17 protein-coding genes are annotated in these 21,329 nt (G+C 51.8%); 13 read left to right on the forward strand and 4 right to left on the reverse strand.

The genetic code is table 11. The features are described from left to right. Positions 1 to 159: 159 nt before the first annotated feature. Together pta and ackA are read right to left on the reverse strand one after the other, a co-directional pair. Positions 160 to 2,304, reverse strand: a complete 2,145-nt coding sequence (gene pta, locus OH663_RS19975; protein WP_045445603.1) for a phosphate acetyltransferase — start codon at positions 2,302 to 2,304, stop codon at positions 160 to 162. A gap of 76 nt (positions 2,305 to 2,380) precedes the next feature. Then, positions 2,381 to 3,583, reverse strand: coding sequence for an acetate kinase (gene ackA, locus OH663_RS19980; protein WP_045445600.1), 1,203 nt, complete (start codon positions 3,581 to 3,583; stop codon positions 2,381 to 2,383). Between the two features lie 339 nt (positions 3,584 to 3,922). Between ackA and yfbV the strand changes: the two genes are divergently transcribed. The 4 genes from yfbV (at position 3,923) to OH663_RS20000 (ending at position 7,535) form a co-directional block, all read left to right on the forward strand. Then, complete coding sequence (gene yfbV / locus OH663_RS19985) at positions 3,923 to 4,378, forward strand: terminus macrodomain insulation protein YfbV (RefSeq protein WP_045445597.1); 456 nt, start codon at positions 3,923 to 3,925, stop codon at positions 4,376 to 4,378. A gap of 82 nt (positions 4,379 to 4,460) precedes the next feature. Beyond that, on the forward strand, positions 4,461 to 4,955 hold the full coding sequence (locus OH663_RS19990; RefSeq protein ID WP_045445594.1) for a YfbU family protein: 495 nt from the start codon (positions 4,461 to 4,463) through the stop codon (positions 4,953 to 4,955). Continuing rightward, positions 4,948 to 5,625 (forward strand): sugar phosphatase, encoded by a 678-nt coding sequence (locus tag OH663_RS19995; RefSeq protein WP_075261759.1) that lies wholly within the window; start codon positions 4,948 to 4,950, stop codon positions 5,623 to 5,625. The genes OH663_RS19990 and OH663_RS19995 overlap by 8 nt, the downstream gene beginning before the upstream one ends. A 77-nt stretch (positions 5,626 to 5,702) precedes the next feature. Continuing rightward, entirely contained in the window at positions 5,703 to 7,535 is a 1,833-nt protein-coding gene (locus tag OH663_RS20000) for an SLC13 family permease (protein ID WP_045445588.1), read from the forward strand. An 89-nt stretch (positions 7,536 to 7,624) separates the two neighbouring features. Here OH663_RS20000 and yfbR read toward each other — a convergent pair whose 3' ends face one another. After that, a complete protein-coding gene (yfbR, locus tag OH663_RS20005; RefSeq protein WP_045445585.1) occupies positions 7,625 to 8,224 on the reverse strand; it encodes a 5'-deoxynucleotidase in 600 nt (199 codons plus the stop codon). An 84-nt stretch (positions 8,225 to 8,308) separates the two neighbouring features. Further along, positions 8,309 to 9,526, reverse strand: a complete 1,218-nt coding sequence (alaA, locus tag OH663_RS20010; protein WP_003028082.1) for an alanine transaminase AlaA — start codon at positions 9,524 to 9,526, stop codon at positions 8,309 to 8,311. Between the two features lie 927 nt (positions 9,527 to 10,453). Here alaA and lrhA point away from each other — a divergent pair. The 9 genes from lrhA (at position 10,454) to nuoI (ending at position 21,327) form a co-directional block, all read left to right on the forward strand. Then, positions 10,454 to 11,392: a transcriptional regulator LrhA gene (gene lrhA, locus OH663_RS20015; protein ID WP_045445582.1), complete on the forward strand. Its 939-nt coding sequence runs from the start codon at positions 10,454 to 10,456 to the stop codon at positions 11,390 to 11,392. A 626-nt stretch (positions 11,393 to 12,018) separates the two neighbouring features. After that, positions 12,019 to 12,462, forward strand: coding sequence for an NADH-quinone oxidoreductase subunit NuoA (gene nuoA / locus OH663_RS20020; RefSeq protein ID WP_003028077.1), 444 nt, complete (start codon positions 12,019 to 12,021; stop codon positions 12,460 to 12,462). 15 nt (positions 12,463 to 12,477) lie between these two features. Then, positions 12,478 to 13,140, forward strand: coding sequence for an NADH-quinone oxidoreductase subunit NuoB (nuoB, locus tag OH663_RS20025; protein ID WP_003028075.1), 663 nt, complete (start codon positions 12,478 to 12,480; stop codon positions 13,138 to 13,140). An 85-nt stretch (positions 13,141 to 13,225) separates the two neighbouring features. After that, a complete protein-coding gene (gene nuoC, locus OH663_RS20030) occupies positions 13,226 to 15,028 on the forward strand; it encodes an NADH-quinone oxidoreductase subunit C/D (protein WP_075261760.1) in 1,803 nt (600 codons plus the stop codon). 2 nt (positions 15,029 to 15,030) lie between these two features. Further along, positions 15,031 to 15,531 (forward strand): NADH-quinone oxidoreductase subunit NuoE, encoded by a 501-nt coding sequence (gene nuoE / locus OH663_RS20035; protein WP_003028069.1) that lies wholly within the window; start codon positions 15,031 to 15,033, stop codon positions 15,529 to 15,531. Continuing rightward, positions 15,528 to 16,865, forward strand: a complete 1,338-nt coding sequence (nuoF, locus tag OH663_RS20040; RefSeq protein ID WP_003839356.1) for an NADH-quinone oxidoreductase subunit NuoF — start codon at positions 15,528 to 15,530, stop codon at positions 16,863 to 16,865. Before nuoE ends, nuoF begins: the two co-directional genes overlap by 4 nt. A gap of 204 nt (positions 16,866 to 17,069) precedes the next feature. Further along, entirely contained in the window at positions 17,070 to 19,796 is a 2,727-nt protein-coding gene (nuoG, locus tag OH663_RS20045) for an NADH-quinone oxidoreductase subunit NuoG (RefSeq protein WP_200010209.1), read from the forward strand. Continuing rightward, complete coding sequence (gene nuoH, locus OH663_RS20050; RefSeq protein WP_003028063.1) at positions 19,793 to 20,770, forward strand: NADH-quinone oxidoreductase subunit NuoH; 978 nt, start codon at positions 19,793 to 19,795, stop codon at positions 20,768 to 20,770. Before nuoG ends, nuoH begins: the two co-directional genes overlap by 4 nt. 14 nt (positions 20,771 to 20,784) lie before the next feature. Beyond that, the gene (nuoI, locus tag OH663_RS20055; protein WP_005129470.1) at positions 20,785 to 21,327 is read left to right on the forward strand and encodes an NADH-quinone oxidoreductase subunit NuoI; all 543 of its coding nucleotides are present in this window, start codon (positions 20,785 to 20,787) and stop codon (positions 21,325 to 21,327) included. The last annotated feature ends 2 nt before the right edge of the window (positions 21,328 to 21,329 follow it).

The raw sequence follows: 21,329 nt of genomic DNA on the forward strand, positions 1-21,329 counted from the left end.
ATTCATTGATGCAGCGCAGTTAAGCAAATATTTCAGAAATTACTAATTGGAATAACAGGCATAAAAAAACCGGAAATATCAGCTATTTCCGGTTTAAAGAACCACTATCTGTAGGCCAGACTGGACGCGTTCACGTCCCCATCTGGCGTACAAAGCAGATTACTGCTGCTGCTGAGAAGACTGGATCGCGGTCAGTGCGATGGTGTAGACGATATCGTCTACCAGCGCGCCACGAGACAGGTCGTTCACCGGCTTGCGCATACCCTGCAGCATCGGCCCGATGGAGATCAGGTCGGCAGAACGCTGTACCGCTTTGTAGGTGGTGTTACCGGTGTTCAGATCCGGGAAGATGAACACGGTAGCGCGACCCGCAACCGGAGAGTTCGGCGCTTTGGATTTCGCAACGTCAGCCATAACAGCGGCATCGTACTGCAGCGGGCCATCGATCATCAGGTCTGGACGTTTTTCCTGCGCCAGACGAGTTGCTTCACGTACCTTCTCAACATCGCTACCTGCACCAGAAGTACCGGTGGAGTAGGAAAGCATCGCTACGCGCGGTTCGATACCGAAAGCAGCTGCGGAATCTGCAGACTGAATTGCGATTTCTGCCAGCTGCTCTGCAGTCGGATCCGGGTTGATCGCGCAGTCGCCGTAAACGTATACCTGATCCGGCAGCAGCATGAAGAACACAGAAGATACCAGAGAGCTACCCGGTGCAGTTTTGATCAGCTGCAGCGGTGGGCGAATGGTGTTCGCTGTGGTGTGAACAGCACCAGAAACCAGACCGTCAACATCGTCCTGTTCCAGCATCAGGGTACCGAGAACCACGTTGTCTTCCAGCTGTTCGCGGGCAACGGTTTCGGTCATCCCTTTGTTTTTACGCAGTTCGACCAGACGAGCAACGTAGCTTTCGCGAACCACATCCGGGTCAACGATTTCTACGCCAGCACCCAGCTCAACGCCCTGAGAGGCTGCAACACGGGTGATTTCATCCGGGTTACCCAACAGTACGCAAGTTGCGATACCACGTTCAGCACAGATGGCTGCCGCTTTAACGGTACGCGGTTCGTCGCCTTCCGGCAGAACAACGCGTTTACCGGCTTTACGAGCCAGTTCGGTTAACTGATAGCGGAACGCTGGCGGAGACAGACGACGGCTGCGCTCAGAGGTCGCGGTCAGGGATTCAACCCAGTCAGCGTTGATATAGTTAGCAACGTATTCCTGAACTTTCTCAATGCGCTCGTGATCGTCAACCGGAACTTCCAGGTTGAAGCTCTGCAGGCTCAGAGAGGTCTGCCAGGTGTTGGTGTTCACCATAAATACCGGCAAACCGGTTTCGAATGCACGTTCGCAAAGTTTGGTGATGCGTGCGTCCATCTCGTAACCGCCAGTCAGCAGCAGGGCACCGATTTCAACGCCGTTCATTGCCGCCAGGCATGCTGCAACCAGCACATCAGGGCGATCGGCAGAAGTCACCAGCAGAGAACCAGCACGGAAGTGCTCAAGCATGTGTGGAATGCTGCGTGCGCAGAAAGTCACAGACTTCACGCGACGGGTGTTGATATCGCCTTCGTTAACGATGGTAGCGTTCAGGTGACGCGCCATATCGATTGCACGAGTAGCGATCAGGTCAAAGCTCCATGGCACCGCGCCCAGAACCGGCAGCGGGCTGGACTCTTGCAGTTTAGCCGGATCAACTTTGATCACTTTCGCTCTGGAAGAGTCGTCGAAAATCTCGGACAGATCCGGGCGAGTACGGCCTTGCTCATCAACCGGTGCGTTCAGTTTGTTAACGATAACGCCGGTGATGTTGGTATTTTTTGCGCCGCCGAAGCTGCTGCGAGTCAGTTCAATACGCTCGTTCAGCTGTTCCGGGGTGTCAGTACCCTGAGACATAACGAATACGATTTCCGCATTCAGCGTTTTCGCGATTTCGTAGTTCAGAGATTGTGCGAACTGATGTTTACGGGTTGGGACCAGGCCTTCAACCAGTACGACTTCTGCATCTTTGGTGTTCGCGTGGTAATTCGCGATGATCTCTTCCATCAGCACATCTTTCTGATTGCTGGAGAGCAGAGATTCAACGTGGCTCATCTTCAGCGGCTCAGCAGCTGGCAAAGAAGAGTTAGCACGTACGATAGCGGTGGTCTGGTCTGGCGCATCGCCACCGGCACGCGGTTGAGCAATCGGCTTAAAGACGCTCAGACGAACGCCTTTGCGTTCCATTGCGCGGATAACGCCAAGGCTGACGCTGGTCAGGCCGACGCTGGTTCCGGTAGGGATCAGCATAATAATACGGGACACGGTTTATCCTCTTTCGTTACCGCCGACATGTGGCGGGTTACAAAACAGCACCGCCAGCTAGGCTGGCGGTGTGAAATCAGGCAGTCAGACGGCTCGCGTCTTGCGCGATAACCAGTTCTTCGTTGGTTGGGATAACCACCGCAGGACGGGTACCTTCTTTGTTGATGAAACCAGATTTGCCGAAACGTGCGGCCAGGTTACGTTCGTGGTCAACTTCAAAGCCCAGAACGCCCAGTTTGCCCAGAGACAGTTCGCGAACCATCGCTGCGTTCTCACCGATACCACCGGTGAAGACAACTGCATCCAGACGACCATCCATCAGCGCAGTGTAAGAACCGATGTATTTCGCCAGACGGTGGCAGTAAACGTCCATTGCACGTTTAGCGTCTTCTTTGGTGGTGTAGTTGTCTTCAACATAACGGCAGTCGCTGGTGACTTCGGTCAGGCCCAGCAGGCCGGACTCTTTAGTCAGCATTTTGTTGATAGCGTCAACGCTCATGCCCAGCGTGTCGTGCAGGTGGAAGATGATCGCCGGGTCGATGTCACCGGAACGTGTACCCATCACCAGACCTTCCAGCGGGGTCAGACCCATGGAGGTATCAACACATTTACCGTTACGGATAGCAGAAACAGAACCGCCGTTGCCCAGGTGGCAAGTGATGATGTTCAGTTCATCAACCGGTTTGTTCAGCATTTTTGCCGCTTCCTGAGTTACGAAGAAGTGGCTGGTACCGTGCGCGCCGTAACGACGAACGCCGTGTTCTTTGTACAGGCTGTACGGCAGGGCGTAGAGGTAAGATTCTTCCGGCATAGTCTGATGGAACGCAGTGTCAAACACAGCCACGTTTTTATCTTTCAGATTCGGGAAGGATTTCAGCGCTTCAGCAATACCGATCAGGTGAGCCGGGTTATGCAGCGGTGCGAAAGAGGCAGAATCTTTGATGCCCTGGATAACGGAATCGTCGATAACCACGGAGCTGGTATACTTCTCGCCGCCGTGTACGATACGGTGACCAATTGCGGTCAGTTGCGCAGACAATTCCGGTTTTTGTGCCAGAATAGTGTTAACGATGAAGTTCAGCGCTTCACTGTGAGCGGCGCCTGCACCTAAAGCCGCTTCTTGTTTACCGCCGTCCATTTTCCACTTGATACGTGCTTCTGGGAGATGGAAACATTCGGCTAAACCAGAAAGGTATTCTTCACCGTTTACTGCATCGATGATGGCAAATTTCAGTGAGGAGCTACCGCAGTTCAGAACCAGTACTAACTTACTCGACATGGAAGTACCTATTTATGATACGTGGCTAAAAAAACGTCAGGGAGTCATAGAGCGTAGCGCATGATGACACCGACGTTTATGATTAACATCATGCGCCATTGTCTTTTTGGGCACGATGGAATAAATACCTTTGAGTCTATGTCATTTTGCGTAATTTTCAGCCAATGGCATACTGTATGCCAGTTTGACGACTCAATGATTTTGGACTAAAGGCCTTACAGGCCGACACAGGATACCTGATTGTGGGTATCGAAGACAAAATGTTTTGAACGATGTCCTCTGTAGTTGTTGTTTTGCACAAATTTTTTAAATTTTATATGTGAAGTTGAGGTAACCGCCATGTCGACACCGGATAATCGCTCCGTAAATTTTTTCAGTTTGTTTCGCCGGGGGCAGCACTACGCAAAGACGTGGCCGATGGAAAAGCGCCTTGCGCCAGTATTTGTTGAGAACCGCGTGATTCGCATGACGCGTTATGCTACCCGTTTTATGCCGCCTATCGCCGTATTTACCTTATGCTGGCAAATTGCGCTGGGGGGGCAGTTGGGACCGGCTGTGGCGACCGCATTGTTTGCGCTTAGCCTGCCGATGCAGGGTATGTGGTGGTTAGGTAAACGTTCTGTCACGCCGTTGCCACCATCCATACTCAACTGGTTCTATGAGGTTCGGGGAAAATTACAAGAGGCCGGACAAGCGCTGGCACCGGTGGAAGGAAAGCCGGATTATCAGGCGCTAGCTGACACGCTTAAGCGCGCCTTCAAACAACTGGATAAAACTTTTCTTGATGATTTGTAATTGACCCCGGATTACGCATATAAAAGAAGGCACAAGATGCCTTCTTTTTTTCATTGCAGCAGTAGTGATACAGGAGTCCCAAATGGAAATGACCAACGCTCAACGTCTTATTTTGTCCAACCAGTACAAAATGATGACTATGCTCGATCCTGGTAATGCCGAACGCTATCGTCGTTTGCAGACGATTATTGAACGCGGTTACGGTTTGCAGATGCGCGAGCTTGATCGTGAGTTTGGCGAGCTGACGGAAGAAACCTGTCGCACAATTATCGATATTATGGAGATGTATCATGCATTACACGTCTCCTGGACTAACCTTAAAGACGCGCAGACTATTGACGAACGTCGCGTCACGTTCCTCGGCTTTGATGCCGCAACGGAAGCGCGCTTCCTGGGATACGTTCGTTTTATGGTCAATGTAGAAGGGCGTTATACCCATTTTGATGCGGGTACGCATGGCTTCAACGCCCAGACGCCAATGTGGGAAAAATATCAGCGCATGCTGAATGTCTGGCACTCTTGCCCGCGTCAGTATCACCTGAGCGCGAACGAAATTAACCAAATCATTAATGCCTGAGGGGGCGAGCGTGCAGTGCAAAGGCTTTCTGTTTGATCTGGATGGAACGCTTGTCGATTCCTTACCAGCAGTAGAACGTGCATGGTGTAACTGGGCCGATCGTTTTGGCCTTGATCACGACGAAGTGCTGGGCTTTATTCATGGCAAGCAGGCGATAACCTCTCTGCGGCACTTTATGGTCGGGAAATCCGAAGCGGAGATCGCAGCGGAGTTTACGCGCCTGGAGCAAATAGAGGCGACTGAGACTGACGGGATCATCGCACTACCCGGGGCGGTTGATTTACTGAATCACCTCAATAAAGCGGGGATCCCGTGGGCGATAGTGACCTCCGGATCAATGCCGGTGGCGCGGGCACGTCATCGTGTCGCGGGTCTGCCGGCCCCTGAAGTGTTTGTCACTGCCGAACGGGTAAAAAGAGGTAAGCCGGAGCCAGATGCATATCTTTTGGGAGCGCAACTGCTCGGCCTTGCACCGCGAGAGTGTGCTGTTGTAGAGGATGCGCCAGCTGGTGTGCTCTCTGGTCTGGCGGCAGGGTGTCATGTTATTGCCGTGAATGCCCCCGCAGACACACCGCGTCTGGATGAGGTCGACTTTTCGCTGACCAGTCTGGAACATATTTCCGTGACCAAACAACCTAACGGAAATGTGAGCGTTGTAAGAAATACCTGATCGTGATTTAGCCCCAGATTGTTGGGGCTTTTTTATGGCAGAATCGGTCTATCCCTCTCATTTAACAAGGATATGTTGTGAACGGTGAATTGGTATGGGTTCTCTCATTGTTGGCTATCGCCGTCGTTTTGTTTGCAACTGGCAGAGTGCGTATGGACGCGGTCGCTTTGCTGGTTATTATTGCCTTTGTTCTGAGTGGAACACTGAGCATCACAGAAGCTTTTTCCGGTTTTAGCGATCCTAACGTTATTTTGATAGCGGCCTTATTTATTATTGGCGACGGCCTGGTGCGTACCGGGGTGGCGACGGTGATGGGGGCCTGGTTGGTTAAGGTCGCCGGCAGTAGCGAAGTCAAAATGCTGGTGCTGTTGATGATAACCGTTGCCGGTCTCGGGGCATTTATGAGCTCTACCGGCGTGGTCGCCATTTTTATTCCGGTTGTCTTAAGCGTATCCATGCGCATGCAAATATCCCCCTCACGCCTGATGATGCCGCTGAGCTTTGCCGGATTGATCAGCGGGATGATGACGTTGGTGGCAACACCACCTAACCTGGTCGTTAACAGTGAGTTGCTGCGTGAAGGGCTTAACGGCTTCAGTTTCTTCAGCGTTACGCCTCTGGGGCTGGTTGTTCTCGTACTCGGCATTATTTATATGCTGTTGATGCGTTTTATGCTCAAAGGGGACGTTGCCGGGCAGCAGGGTGACGGATGGAAACGCCGGACCTTTCGCGATCTCATTAAAGAATATCGCCTCACCGGGCGTGCCCGTCGGCTGGCTATTCGTCCTGGATCGCCGATGATTGGCCAGCGCCTGGATGACCTTAAATTACGTGAACGTTACGGGGCGAATGTGATTGGCGTTGAACGCTGGCGTCGCTTTCGTCGCGTTATCGTGGACGTTAACGGGGTTTCTGAGTTTCGGGCGCGTGATGTTTTGTTGATAGACATGTCCGCTGCCGATGTGGATTTGCGTGAATTTTGTAGCGAACAACTGCTGGAGCCAATGGTGCTGCGTGGTGAATATTTCTCCGAACAGGCGCTTGATGTTGGCATGGCTGAGATTTCACTGATCCCGGAATCGGAGTTAATTGGTAAAACGGTACGGGAAATAGGATTTCGTACCCGTTATGGGCTGAATGTTGTTGGATTAAAGCGTGATGGTACTGCGCTTGCCGGGGCGGTTGTGGATGAGCCGCTGCTGATGGGGGATATTATTCTGGTAGTGGGAAACTGGAAAGTCATTGCCTTGATGGGGAAAAAGGGGCGTGACTTTGTGGTGCTGAATATGCCAGTGGAAGTGAGTGAAGCTTCCCCGGCACACAGTCAGGCACCGCATGCGATTTTTTGCCTGGTTCTTATGGTCGCTCTGATGCTGACCGATGAAATACCTAACACGGTTGCCGCTCTCATCGCGTGCCTGCTGATGGGCAAATTCCGTTGTATTGATGCTGAGAGCGCGTATAAAGCGATTCACTGGCCGAGTATTATCTTGATTGTCGGGATGATGCCTTTTGCGCTGGCCCTGCAAAAAACAGGCGGTGTCGATCTGGTGGTGAAAGGGTTGATGGACGTCGGTGGAGGGTATGGCCCGTACATGATGCTGGGTTGCCTGTTCGTACTGTGTGCAACCATTGGATTATTTATCTCAAATACCGCGACGGCAGTTCTGATGGCACCAATTGCGCTGGCGGCAGCGAAGTCTATGGGGGTTTCGCCGTATCCTTTTGCGATGGGGGTTGCGATGGCGGCATCCGCGGCCTTTATGACGCCGGTCTCCTCACCGGTCAACACGCTGGTGCTGGGACCGGGAAACTACACTTTCAGCGACTTCGTGAAGATTGGTGTGCCATTTACGGTTATTGTCATGGCGGTGTGCGTAGTAATGATCCCGATGCTGTTCCCGTTTTGACGGATGGTATGGCCCGGTGGCGTTGCGCTACCGGGCCAACAACGCCTTCCTGTAAGCCGGTCAGGCCTTACTCTATCTGGTAACGCGTCTTATAGCGGAGAATCCTGACTAATCTCGTCAAGAGATAAGTGGAAACTTGGCACGAACATATCCATAAAATAATCCATCTCTTCGCTACGACGTGACTCCAGCGTTTTTTCCAGTCGTGTTTTCGCCAGCAAAAATTCGTTGTTACCGGCCGAGAGTTCCTCCAGACACTTCAGATAAGCGCAAAGGGCATCGGCCTGTTTAACAATAGATTTCTCTTCATCGCTGTAAGCGTGTTCATCAATTAATGGCGCAAAAATATCACGCAGCTCATCTGGGACCATATCGACCAGCTTCTGCTGGGCAATTTTCTCAATGGCTTTATATTCCTGAGCAATTTGCGAGTTGAAGTATTTAACCGGGGTAGGGAGATCACCGGTCAGCACTTCGGAAGCATCGTGGTACATCGCCAGCAGGGCAATGCGTTCGGCATTAACCTGACCACCAAATTTACGATTCTTGATAGCGGCCAGCGCATGAGCAACCATCGCAACCTGCAGGCTATGCTCAGACACATTTTCGGTGCGCACGTTGCGCATCAATGGCCAGCGATTAATGAGCTTCAGACGGGAGAGGTGGGCAAAAAAATGGCTCTGCTTCATAACGACCCTTACTCAGTGACTTCAGTAAAGGTATTGTGCGCAGAGAGTGCCGCCGGATGCAAATTCCGGCGGCGCTCAACGTTATTACAACTGACGATAGCCTGACAGGAAACGTTCGAATTTACTCAGCGACATTTCGATATCGTCAATACGCGGCAGCGTTACGATACGGAAGTGGTCCGGCCACGGCCAGTTGAATGCGGTTCCCTGTACCAGCAGGACTTTTTCCTGGAGCAGGAAATCGAGCACCATCTTCTGGTCGTCATGAATATTGAACCGCTTCGCATCAATTTTTGGGAACATATACAGTGCGCCGCGCGGTTTGACGCAGGAGACGCCGGGAATATCGTTCAGCAATTCCCAGGCACGATTGCGCTGTTCATACAGGCGTCCGCCCGGCATGATGAATTCGCTAATGCTTTGGTAGCCTCCCAGTGCGGTCTGGATGGCATGCTGTGCAGGAACGTTGGCGCACAAACGCATAGATGCCAGCATTTCAAGACCTTCGATATACCCTTTGGCATGTTTCTTCGGTCCATTCAGCACCATCCAGCCCTGGCGGAAACCAGCAACACGGTAGGTTTTTGACAGGCCGTTAAAGGTGATGGTCAGCAGGTCCGGAGCCATTGCGGCGATCGAATGGTGCTCGGCGTCATCATAGAGGATCTTGTCGTAAATTTCGTCGGCAAAGATAATAAGATTGTTCTGGCGTGCAATCTCAACAATCTCCATCAGCAGTTCTTTGGAATAAACGGCACCGGTGGGGTTGTTCGGGTTGATGATGACGATCCCACGCGTGCGTGGGGTGATTTTGGCGCGAATATCATCCAGATCCGGGAACCAGTCTGAAGACTCATCGCACAGGTAGTGCACGGCGTTACCGCCGGAGAGCGATACCGCAGCTGTCCACAGCGGATAATCGGGCGCAGGTACCAGCATTTCGTCCCCACTGTTCAACAACGCCTGCATCGCCTGGACTATCAACTCGGAAACGCCGTTACCAATATAGATGTCTTCGACGGTAACATCGCGCATCCCACGAGCCTGGTAATGTTGCATGATCGCTTTACGGGCGGAATAAAGGCCTTTGGAGTCGCAATATCCCTGCGCTGTTGGTAAATTGCGGATCACATCAACCAGAATCTCATCTGGCGCTTCAAATCCGAATGGCGCGGGGTTGCCGATATTCAGTTTCAGAACTTTATTGCCTTCTTCTTCCAGGCGCTTTGCTTCCTTCAGAACCGGGCCACGAATGTCATAACAGACATTTTCTAATTTGCTGGATTTTTCAATGGGGGACATGAATCTTGACCTTTTTAGCTGTGAATGCCACTCCCTGCCGTGGAAGTCAGCACAGAACAATGTACTCCCACGACGGTGAGTTTTGAAGGGTCTTTAGTAGAAGATTTCGATCCGGCATGAAGTTATAATTCACTGTTAACGACTAATTAATATATTAATTATAGTGCTTAATTCTATTAATAATGTATTTAATGGGTTTTTATTTTGTAGTTATCCTTTGGTGGTGGTGATTTGTCTGGTTAAAAATAGTTAGATGGGCCTAGGCGGTCTGCAATCGTCTCATCACTCAAATGGCGTAATTCGAAAATACTGAGTCCTGATGCTGTCCGACTGTTATCGGTATGATCCGCCAACGGCAGGGTGTGAATCTATTGTTAAGTATAATTAATGAATAGTGTCAGTCTTAATTAATTATTATTTAATATTTAAACAGCATTTATTGAATGCGTTAATAATAGTAAAAGCGCAAGTTCAAGATAACACCATTTTGCTTCGAATTATTCACGATAACACTTATAAATATAGTGGTTTTAGGTTAAGATAAGTCTCATGAAATGGTGTGCGGTACGTGTTTTGCGATAATTCTCATGTTGGTTGATTGTTTCTAACATACTGAAAATTTGGCTTTTAATGTGTAAATTAATGTTTGCTAACTATTTTCAATATTTACAAAATTTACATGTTTCCCCATTAGTCAGAATCATTCAAAAGCTAAAAAATTGACTGTTTCTCGTTACTATATTCCGATTAGAGTCCCGGATATTATAAAGCGCAGAAAGAGAATTGTTTCGTTTGTACACCAAATACATCCTTATTTTCACTTGGTTACACTAAGTGAAACTGCGAGGGAAGCACATTACAAATGGAATTGTTTGTTTCTGAATGCACAGCATTAACCCGGTATGACCCGCGAGTAAGTGAAAAATTATGATAAATGCAAATCGTCCGATAATTAACCTCGACCTCGATCTGCTGAGAACCTTCGTTGCTGTTGCCGACCTGAATACCTTCGCGGCTGCGGCTGCTGCGGTATGTCGCACACAGTCTGCGGTGAGTCAGCAAATGCAACGCCTTGAACAACTAGTGGGGAAAGAGTTGTTCGCGCGCCATGGTCGCAACAAACTGCTGACTGAACATGGTATTCAGCTTTTGGGTTACGCCAGAAAAATACTGCGTTTTAATGATGAGGCCTGCTCATCATTAATGTTTAACAATCTTCAGGGAGTGTTAACTATCGGCGCTTCCGATGAATCGGCCGATACAATACTGCCTTTCCTGCTCAATCGAATAAGCTCGGTATATCCGAAGCTTGCTCTTGATGTGAGAGTGAAGCGTAACGCTTACATGGTGGATATGTTGAAGTCGCAGGAAGTGGATCTGGTGGTCACCACCAACCGTCCAGGTGATTTTGAGTGCCTGAATCTGCGCACCTCACCGACACACTGGTATTGCGCGGCTGAGTATATCCTGCAAAAAGGCGAACCAGTTCCTCTGGTTCTGCTCGACGATCCTAGTCCGTTTCGGGATATCGTACTGGAGACACTGAATGCCGCACAGATCCCGTGGCGTCTGGCCTATGTAGCATCAACATTACCAGCGGTTCGTGCTGCGGTGAAAGCGGGACTGGGCGTCACTGCTCGTCCGGTAGAAATGATGAGTCCGGACCTGCGCGTTCTCGGGGCTGTGGACGGGCTACCGCCGTTACCTGAAACGGAATACCTGTTGTGCTGCGATCCCACCACGAAAAATGAATTGGCTCAGGTTATCTTTAAGTCGATGCAGACATATCAAAACCCCTGGCAATACAACCAGTTTACTCCCGAAGGGGGAGATGATTCTCTGATCGTTGAAGGTGACTTTGAGTAATGTGTCACAAATAATCGTTATAAAATGTAAGTGTAAAAAAGAGCCGCTAATGGTGAAAAAACATCCAGCGGCTCTTTTTTTATACAAATAATGGCGCTTGATACCATTTTGTATACTAAAACTTAACAAAATCAGCCGGTAAAAAACTTGCCTTAAAATTGAATGAAAAACAAACAACAGGAGTGTCATCTGTTTCTATGTTAAAAAACTAGAGAAATTGTTGCTGTTTTTTATGGTGAATTAACAAAAGCGTGTCACAGATCAAGAAAATACTCCCATTTAGGGGGAGGCATCTGAGTGAAATCCTGTCAAAATAGAGCAGTATTATCTTTTTTACTTCACTACGGACACGATTCAACAACATTGAAAATGACTAATGAAACGATCGAAATTAGTCTAAACAGCACTTTATGTTAATGAAATTGGATTGGTGTAAAATAATGTGAGGGAACTTTTGTTAAAGTTGACAAAAGGTTATAGAAAGGAGTAAAAAACCCCATCAATTGGCTGTTTAAATGATTTTCTACAGTGATTGTAAGGTTTTTTTTATTCCTCCCCATGAATCGATGTGGCGTTCATCTGCCGAAAAGAGCAGAGAATTTGGCGCTACTTTTGATGAGTAAGCAATGAGTATGTCAACATCCACTGAAATCATCGCTCATCACTGGGCATTCGCTATCTTTCTTATTGTTGCCATTGGCCTGTGCTGCCTGATGCTTGTTGGCGGCTGGTTTTTAGGTGGTCGCGCGCGCGCGAGATCTAAAAACGTGCCGTTTGAATCAGGTATCGACTCGGTCGGCACCGCCCGCCTGCGCCTGTCTGCCAAGTTTTATCTGGTAGCCATGTTCTTCGTTATCTTCGACGTTGAAGCGCTGTATCTGTTCGCATGGTCAACTTCTATCCGTGAAAGCGGCTGGATTGGCTTTGTGGAAGCTGCAATTTTTATTTTTGTGTTACTGGCAGGTCTGGTTTATCTGGTGCGTATTGGCGCGCTGGACTGGACGCCCGCGCGTTCACGCCGCGAGCGTATGAACCCGGAAACGAACAGTATCGCTAATCGTCAACGCTAACCGCGAGGCATTAAGATGGATTATACGCTCACCCGCATAGATCCTAACGGTGAGAACGACCGTTACCCCCTGCAAAAACAGGAGATCGTAACCGACCCCCTGGAGCAAGAAGTTAACAAAAACGTGTTCATGGGCAAACTGCATGACATGGTTAACTGGGGCCGTAAAAACTCAATTTGGCCATACAACTTTGGCCTTTCCTGCTGCTACGTTGAGATGGTGACCTCGTTTACCGCCGTGCATGATGTGGCCCGCTTTGGTGCGGAAGTACTGCGTGCTTCTCCGCGTCAGGCTGACCTGATGGTTGTGGCCGGAACTTGCTTTACCAAAATGGCCCCGGTTATTCAGCGCCTCTACGATCAGATGCTGGAACCAAAATGGGTTATTTCCATGGGCGCATGCGCTAACTCCGGCGGTATGTACGATATCTACTCTGTCGTGCAGGGCGTTGATAAATTTATTCCGGTAGATGTGTACATCCCGGGATGTCCGCCGCGCCCGGAAGCGTATATGCAGGCGCTAATGCTGCTGCAAGACTCCATTGGCAAAGAACGCCGTCCGCTCTCCTGGGTGGTTGGCGATCAGGGCGTTTATCGCGCCAATATGCAGTCAGAGCGCGAGCGTAAGCGCGGCGAACGTATTGCTGTAACGAATCTTCGTACACCAGACGAGATTTAATATGCGCCTGTCGGCAGCAGCACTTCCTTCGCTTATTACTACATAAATAGCGCGAAGCACTGCCGACCACCACGGACCATTTGCAATGGTGAACAATATGACCGACTTAACCGCGCAAGAAGCTGCATGGCAGACACGGGATCATCTCGATGACCCGGTCATTGGCGAACTGCGCAACCGTTTTGGGCCGGATGCCTTTACCGTTCAGGCGACTCGCACCGGGGTACCCGTTGTTTGGGTCAAGCGTGAACAATTACTGGAAGTTGGCGATTTCTTAAAGAGACTGCCGAAACCTTACGTCATGCTGTTTGACTTACACGGCATGGACGAACGTCTGCGTACGCACCGCGAAGGGTTACCTGCCGCGGATTTTTCCGTTTTCTATCACCTGATCTCCATTGAACGCAATCGCGATATCATGCTCAAGGTGGCATTGTCTGAAAACGATCTACGCGTACCGACTTTCACCAAACTGTTCCCGAACGCTAACTGGTATGAGCGCGAAACCTGGGAAATGTTTGGCATCGATATCGAAGGCCACCCGCACCTGACTCGCCTGCTGATGCCTCATACCTGGCAGGGACATCCGCTGCGTAAAGATTACCCGGCGCGTGCCACTGAATTCGATCCGTTTGAGCTGACCAAAGCCAAGCAGGATCTGGAAATGGAATCACTGACCTTCAAACCTGAAGAGTGGGGCATGAAGCGTAGTACCGAAAATGAGGACTTTATGTTCCTCAACCTCGGTCCTAACCACCCGTCTTCTCACGGTGCATTCCGTATTGTTCTACAGCTTGATGGCGAAGAAATTGTCGACTGTGTGCCTGACATCGGTTACCACCATCGTGGTGCTGAAAAGATGGGTGAACGTCAGTCCTGGCACAGCTACATTCCGTACACTGACCGTATCGAATATCTCGGCGGCTGCGTCAACGAAATGCCTTATGTGCTGGCGGTAGAAAAACTGGCGGGCATTACCGTACCGGATCGTGTCAACGTGATCCGCGTAATGCTTTCCGAACTGTTCCGTATCAATAGCCACCTGTTGTATATCTCGACGTTTATTCAGGACGTCGGCGCAATGACTCCGGTATTCTTCGCCTTTACCGACCGTCAAAAAATCTATGACGTGGTGGAAGCGATCACGGGTTTCCGTATGCACCCGGCCTGGTTCCGTATTGGCGGTGTTGCGCACGATCTGCCGCGCGGTTGGGACAAACTGCTGCGTGATTTCCTGGACTGGATGCCGAAGCGTCTGGATTCTTACGAGAAAGCGGCGCTGCGTAACACCATCCTGAAAGGTCGTTCGCAGGGCGTTGCCGCTTACGGCAAGAAAGAAGCGCTGGACTGGGGTTGTACCGGTGCCGCGTTGCGTGCGACAGGTGTTGATTTCGACGTGCGTAAATCACGTCCGTACTCTGGCTACGAAAACTTTGACTTTGAAGTGCCGGTTGGTGGTGGTGTATCCGACTGCTATACCCGCGTAATGCTGAAAGTTGAAGAACTGCGTCAGAGTCTGCGCATCCTTGAGCAGTGCCTCAACAACATGCCGGAAGGCCCGTTCAAAGCGGATCACCCGCTGACCACGCCGCCACCGAAAGAGCGCACGCTTCAACATATCGAAACCCTGATCACCCACTTCCTGCAAGTATCGTGGGGTCCGGTCATGCCGGCGAACGAGTCCTTCCAGATGGTTGAAGCGACCAAGGGTATCAACAGTTACTACCTGACCAGCGATGGCAGCACCATGAGTTACCGTACTCGTATCCGTACGCCGAGCTTTGCGCATCTGCAGCAGATCCCGGTAGCGGTACGTGGCAGCCTGGTGTCCGACCTGATCGTCCATCTGGGTAGTATCGATTTTGTTATGTCAGATGTGGACCGCTAATTATGCACGAGAATCAACAACCACAAACCGAGGCTTTTGAGCTGAGTGCGGCTGAGCGTGAAGCGATTGAGCACGAGAAGCACCACTACGAAGACCCGCGTGCGGCGTCCATTGAAGCGCTGAAAATTGTTCAGAAGCAGCGTGGCTGGGTGCCGGATGGGGCGATCTATGCGATCGCTGACGTGCTGGGTATCCCGGCAAGCGACGTTGAAGGTGTTGCGACATTCTACAGCCAGATCTTCCGCCAGCCAGTTGGCCGCCATGTGATCCGCTATTGCGACAGCGTGGTGTGCCATATCAACGGCTATCAGGGGATCCAGGCCGCGCTTGAGAAAAAACTCAACATCAAGCCGGGGCAGACGACCTTTGACGGTCGCTTTACGCTGCTGCCAACCTGTTGCCTGGGGAACTGCGATAAAGGGCCAAACATGATGATCGATGAGGACACTCACGCTCACTTGACCCCGGAAGGCATCCCCGAACTGCTGGAGCGGTATAAATGAAAGACATTATCCGTACTCCCGAAACACATCCGCTGACCTGGCGTCTGCGTGATGACAAACAGCCAGTATGGCTGGACGAATACCGTAGCAAAAACGGCTACGAAGGTGCGCGTAAAGCCCTGACCGGGCTGTCACCGGATGAAATCGTCAACCAGGTAAAAGACGCTGGCCTGAAAGGGCGCGGCGGCGCGGGCTTTTCCACAGGTCTTAAGTGGAGTCTGATGCCGAAAGACGAATCCATGAACATCCGTTACCTGCTGTGTAACGCGGATGAAATGGAGCCGGGTACCTATAAAGACCGTTTGCTGATGGAACAACTGCCGCACCTGTTGGTGGAAGGTATGTTGATCTCTGCGTTTGCGCTGAAAGCGTACCGTGGTTACATCTTCCTGCGCGGTGAATATATTGAAGCGGCTGTGCATCTGCGCCGTGCGATTGCCGAAGCAACCGAAGCGGGTCTGCTTGGCAAGAACATCATGGGCACCGGATTCGACTTCGAACTGTTCGTGCATACCGGGGCAGGGCGTTACATCTGTGGTGAAGAAACCGCACTGATTAACTCCCTCGAAGGTCGCCGTGCTAATCCGCGCTCGAAGCCGCCGTTCCCGGCAAGCTCTGGCGCATGGGGTAAGCCGACCTGCGTTAACAACGTCGAAACCTTATGTAACGTGCCGGCAATTCTCGCCAACGGCGTGGAGTGGTACCAGAACATTTCGAAGAGCAAAGACGCTGGCACCAAGCTGATGGGGTTCTCCGGTCGCGTGAAAAACCCGGGACTGTGGGAACTGCCCTTCGGCACCACCGCGCGAGAAATCCTTGAAGACTACGCTGGTGGCATGCGTGATGGCCTGAAGTTTAAAGCCTGGCAGCCGGGCGGCGCGGGAACCGACTTCCTGACCGAAGCACACCTTGACCTGCCGATGGAATTCGAAAGTATCGGTAAAGCGGGGAGTCGTCTGGGTACCGCGCTGGCAATGGCTGTCGATCACGAGATTGGCATGGTACCGCTGGTGCGTAACCTGGAAGAGTTCTTTGCCCGTGAATCCTGCGGCTGGTGTACGCCGTGTCGTGACGGTCTGCCGTGGAGTGTGAAAATTCTGCGTGCGCTGGAGCGTGGTGAAGGCCAGCCTGGGGATATCGAGACACTTGAGCAATTGTGTCGTTTCCTCGGTCCGGGTAAAACCTTCTGTGCACACGCACCGGGTGCGGTCGAACCGCTGCAGAGCGCCATTAAATATTTCCGCGAAGAATTCGAAGCTGGCATCAAGCAGACCTTCAGCAATACCCATGCAATTGGTGGTATTCAGCCGAACCTGCTTAAAGAGCGCTGGTAATAGCGGTATTGGCGTTTTGCGATACCTGAGAAAAAATTTCGATTAATGCCTAAAAAATAACCGAGACCTTCGCGCTGTGGCAAGGCAGCAACAGAGCGAGTCCCAGGAGTTTAGTGAACTAAATGACTGGGGGAGCGATGGCAGCCAATACAGCCAGAGTGTGAAGGATGAAGGTTATTTAGGCCAACTGGAAGCATGCTGACTATGGCTACGATTCATGTAGACGGCAAAGAATATGAGGTCAACGGAGCGGACAACCTGCTGGAAGCTTGTCTGTCTCTCGGCCTTGATATTCCGTACTTTTGCTGGCACCCGGCGCTGGGAAGCGTCGGTGCTTGCCGCCAGTGTGCGGTGAAGCAATACCAAAACGCGGAAGACACGCGTGGTCGCCTGGTGATGTCTTGTATGACACCGGCCACCGAAGGCACCTTTATTTCTATTGACGACGAAGAAGCGAAACAGTTCCGTGAGAGCGTGGTGGAATGGTTGATGACTAACCACCCACATGACTGTCCGGTCTGCGAAGAGGGGGGGAACTGCCACCTTCAGGATATGACCGTAATGACAGGTCATAGCTTCCGTCGCTACCGCTTCACTAAGCGTACTCACCGCAACCAGGATCTGGGGCCATTCATCTCTCACGAAATGAACCGCTGCATTGCCTGCTACCGCTGCGTACGCTACTACAAAGATTATGCAGATGGCGCGGATCTGGGCGTATATGGCGCACATGACAACGTCTACTTTGGTCGCCCGGAAGACGGTACGCTTGAAAGCGAATTCTCCGGCAACCTGGTAGAGATCTGCCCGACCGGCGTATTCACTGATAAAACGCACTCCGAGCGTTATAACCGTAAATGGGACATGCAGTTTGCGCCAAGCATCTGCCAGCAATGCTCCATTGGCTGTAACACCAGCCCGGGTGAGCGCTACGGGGAACTGCGTAGAATCGAAAACCGCTACAACGGTACCGTTAACCACTACTTCCTCTGCGACCGTGGTCGTTTTGGCTATGGTTACGTGAACCTGAAAGACCGTCCGCGTCAGCCGGTACAGCGTCGCGGCGATGATCTGATAACCCTTAATGCCGAGCAGGCGATGCAGGGCGCGGCAGATATTCTGCGTCAGTCGAAGAAAGTCATCGGCATCGGTTCCCCACGAGCCAGCGTCGAGAGCAACTTCGCGCTGCGTGAACTGGTGGGTGTGGAAAACTTTTATACCGGTATTGCTCAGGGCGAACTGGAACGTCTGCAACTGGCACTGAGCGTGCTGCGTGACGGTGGTATTCATACGCCTGCACTGCGCGATATCGAATCGTATGATGCGGTACTGGTACTGGGCGAAGATGTTACCCAGACCGGCGCGCGTGTTGCGCTGGCGGTTCGTCAGGCTGTGAAAGGCAAAGCCCGTGAGATGGCTGCGGCGCAAAAAGTCGCTGACTGGCAGATTGCGGCAATCCTTAATATCGGTCAGCGAGCCAAGCATCCGCTGTTCGTGACCAACGTTGACAGCACTCGTCTGGATGATATCGCAGCATGGACTTACCGTGCGCCGGTTGAAGATCAGGCGCGGTTAGGTTTTGCTATCGCTCATGCGTTGGATAACAACGCGCCAGCGGTTGAGGGCATCGACCGTGACCTGCAGAACAAAATCGACGTCATCGTTCAGGCTCTGGCTGGTGCTAAGAAACCGCTGATTATCTCCGGTACTAACGCCGGTAGCGCAGAAGTGATTCAGGCGGCGGCTAACGTGGCGAAGGCGCTGAAAGGTCGCGGCGCTGACGTAGGCATTACCATGATTGCTCGCTCAGTGAACAGTATGGGTCTGGGCATGATTGGCGGCGGATCTCTTGAGGATGCGCTGACTGAGCTGGAAACCGGTCGTGCTGACGCGGTGGTGGTGCTGGAAAACGACCTGCATCGTCATGCAAGTGCGACTCGCGTTAACGCCGCACTGGCGAAAGCGCCTCTGGTGATGGTTGTTGACCATCAACGTACGGCGATCATGGAAAATGCTCACCTGGTGCTTTCTGCCGCAAGCTTTGCTGAGAGCGATGGTACGGTCATCAACAACGAAGGTCGCGCACAGCGCTTCTTCCAGGTGTATGACCCGTCCTACTACGACAGCAAAACGATTATGCTGGAGAGCTGGCGTTGGCTGCATTCGTTGCACAGCACTGTGCAAAACCGCGAAGTGGACTGGACGCAACTCGATCACGTTATTGACGCTGCCGTTGCCGCATTGCCGCAGCTGGCAGGCATTAAAGATGCTGCGCCGGACGCGAGCTTCCGCATCCGTGGACAGAAACTGGCACGTGAGCCGCACCGTTACAGCGGTCGTACCGCAATGCGCGCCAACATCAGCGTACACGAACCGCGTCAGCCGCAGGATAAAGACACCATGTTCGCTTTCTCAATGGAAGGGAACAACCAGCCGGATGCGCCGCGTTCACAGATTCCGTTTGCCTGGGCTCCAGGCTGGAACTCCCCGCAAGCGTGGAACAAGTTCCAGGATGAAGTGGGCGGTAAACTGCGTCATGGCGATCCGGGTGTGCGTCTGATTGAAGCGTCAGAAGGCGGTCTGGACTACTTCACTACCGTTCCGGCGAGCTTCCAGGCACAGGATGGTCAGTGGCGTATTGCACCTTACTATCATCTGTTTGGCAGCGACGAAATGTCCCAGCGCGCACCGGTCTTCCAGACGCGCATGCCGCAGCCGTACATCAAACTCAACCCGGCGGATGCCGCGAAGTTGGGCGTAAATGTCGGTACGCGAGTTTCCTTTAGCTACGATGGCAATACGGTGACACTGCCGGTTGAAATCTCTGAAGGATTATCGGCAGGGCAGGTTGGTTTGCCGATGGGTATGCCTGGCATCGCACCGGTACTGGCAGGCGCGCGTCTTGAGGATCTGCAGGAGGCACAACAATGAGTTGGATTACACCCGATCTGATTGAGATCCTGCTGAGCATTCTCAAAGCGGTAGTGATCCTGCTGGTGGTGGTCACCTGCGGGGCATTCATGAGCTTTGGTGAACGTCGTCTGCTGGGTCTGTTCCAGAATCGTTACGGACCGAACCGTGTTGGCTGGGGCGGTTCGCTCCAGCTGGTCGCGGACATGATCAAAATGTTCTTTAAAGAAGACTGGATCCCGAAATTCTCGGATCGCGTCATCTTTACTCTGGCACCGATGATCGCCTTCACCTCTCTGTTGCTGGCTTTTGCAATTGTGCCAGTCAGCCCGAACTGGGTGGTTGCTGATCTGAACATCGGGATCCTGTTCTTCCTGATGATGGCGGGTCTGGCCGTTTACGCGGTGCTGTTCGCCGGTTGGTCAAGCAACAACAAATACTCGCTGCTGGGTGCGATGCGTGCTTCTGCGCAGACGCTCAGTTACGAAGTGTTTCTCGGACTTTCCCTGATGGGCGTGGTGGCGCAAGCCGGTTCATTCAATATGACCGACATCGTCAATAACCAGGCTGATATCTGGAACGTTATTCCGCAGTTCTTTGGTTTTGTCACCTTTGCCATCGCGGGTGTGGCGGTGTGTCACCGTCATCCGTTTGACCAGCCGGAAGCCGAGCAGGAACTGGCCGATGGTTACCACATTGAATACTCCGGTATGAAATTCGGTCTGTTCTTTGTGGGTGAGTACATTGGTATCGTCACCATTTCTGCGCTGATGGTTACCTTGTTCTTCGGTGGCTGGCATGGCCCGTTCTTACCGCCATTCGTCTGGTTCGCGCTGAAAACCGCGTTCTTCATGATGATGTTCATTTTGATTCGTGCGTCGTTACCGCGTCCTCGTTATGACCAGGTAATGTCCTTCGGCTGGAAAGTCTGCCTGCCGCTGACGCTCGTCAACTTGCTGGTAACGGCGGCTGTCATTCTCTGGCAGGCGCAATAAGGGACACAAAGACCATGACCTTAAAAGAATTGTTAGTAGGCTTCGGCACCCAGGTACGCAGTATCTGGATGATCGGCCTGCATGCGTTCGCGAAACGCGAAACGCAGATGTACCCGGAAGAGCCGGTCTATCTACCACCCCGTTTTCGCGGACGTATCGTGCTGACGCGCGATCCTGACGGTGAAGAACGTTGCGTTGCCTGTAACCTGTGTGCGGTAGCCTGTCCGGTAGGTTGTATCTCTCTGCAAAAAGCGGAGACCAAAGATGGCCGCTGGTATCCGGAGTTTTTCCGCATTAACTTCTCACGCTGCATTTTCTGTGGCCTGTGCGAAGAAGCCTGTCCGACAACGGCAATTCAGCTTACCCCAGACTTTGAACTGGGTGAGTACAAGCGCCAGGACCTGGTTTACGAGAAAGAGGATCTGCTGATCTCCGGTCCGGGCAAATACCCGGAATATAACTTCTACCGGATGGCAGGTATGGCAATCGACGGCAAAGATAAAGGCGAAGCTGAGAACGAAGCCAAGCCTATCGACGTCAAGAGCCTGTTACCGTAAGG

The sequence above is a fragment of the Citrobacter sp. Marseille-Q5395 genome (genome assembly GCF_947057495.1).
Lineage (GTDB): Bacteria > Pseudomonadota > Gammaproteobacteria > Enterobacterales > Enterobacteriaceae > Citrobacter > Citrobacter murliniae.

Bases quoted from the DNA above. Each gene is read 5' to 3' on its own strand.
- OH663_RS19990 (WP_045445594.1), top strand. From the start codon at position 4,461: ATGGAAATGACCAACGCTCAACGTCTTATTTTGTCCAACCAGTACAAA.
- lrhA (WP_045445582.1), top strand. From the start codon at position 10,454: ATGATAAATGCAAATCGTCCGATAATTAACCTCGACCTCGATCTGCTG.
- ackA (WP_045445600.1), bottom strand. From the start codon at position 3,583: ATGTCGAGTAAGTTAGTACTGGTTCTGAACTGCGGTAGCTCCTCACTG.
- nuoC (WP_075261760.1), top strand. From the start codon at position 13,226: ATGGTGAACAATATGACCGACTTAACCGCGCAAGAAGCTGCATGGCAG.
- nuoE (WP_003028069.1), top strand. From the start codon at position 15,031: ATGCACGAGAATCAACAACCACAAACCGAGGCTTTTGAGCTGAGTGCG.
- nuoI (WP_005129470.1), top strand. From the start codon at position 20,785: ATGACCTTAAAAGAATTGTTAGTAGGCTTCGGCACCCAGGTACGCAGT.
- nuoF (WP_003839356.1), top strand. From the start codon at position 15,528: ATGAAAGACATTATCCGTACTCCCGAAACACATCCGCTGACCTGGCGT.
- nuoA (WP_003028077.1), top strand. From the start codon at position 12,019: ATGAGTATGTCAACATCCACTGAAATCATCGCTCATCACTGGGCATTC.
- nuoG (WP_200010209.1), top strand. From the start codon at position 17,070: ATGGCTACGATTCATGTAGACGGCAAAGAATATGAGGTCAACGGAGCG.
- yfbR (WP_045445585.1), bottom strand. From the start codon at position 8,224: ATGAAGCAGAGCCATTTTTTTGCCCACCTCTCCCGTCTGAAGCTCATT.
- OH663_RS19995 (WP_075261759.1), top strand. From the start codon at position 4,948: ATGCCTGAGGGGGCGAGCGTGCAGTGCAAAGGCTTTCTGTTTGATCTG.
- yfbV (WP_045445597.1), top strand. From the start codon at position 3,923: ATGTCGACACCGGATAATCGCTCCGTAAATTTTTTCAGTTTGTTTCGC.
- nuoB (WP_003028075.1), top strand. From the start codon at position 12,478: ATGGATTATACGCTCACCCGCATAGATCCTAACGGTGAGAACGACCGT.
- nuoH (WP_003028063.1), top strand. From the start codon at position 19,793: ATGAGTTGGATTACACCCGATCTGATTGAGATCCTGCTGAGCATTCTC.
- alaA (WP_003028082.1), bottom strand. From the start codon at position 9,526: ATGTCCCCCATTGAAAAATCCAGCAAATTAGAAAATGTCTGTTATGAC.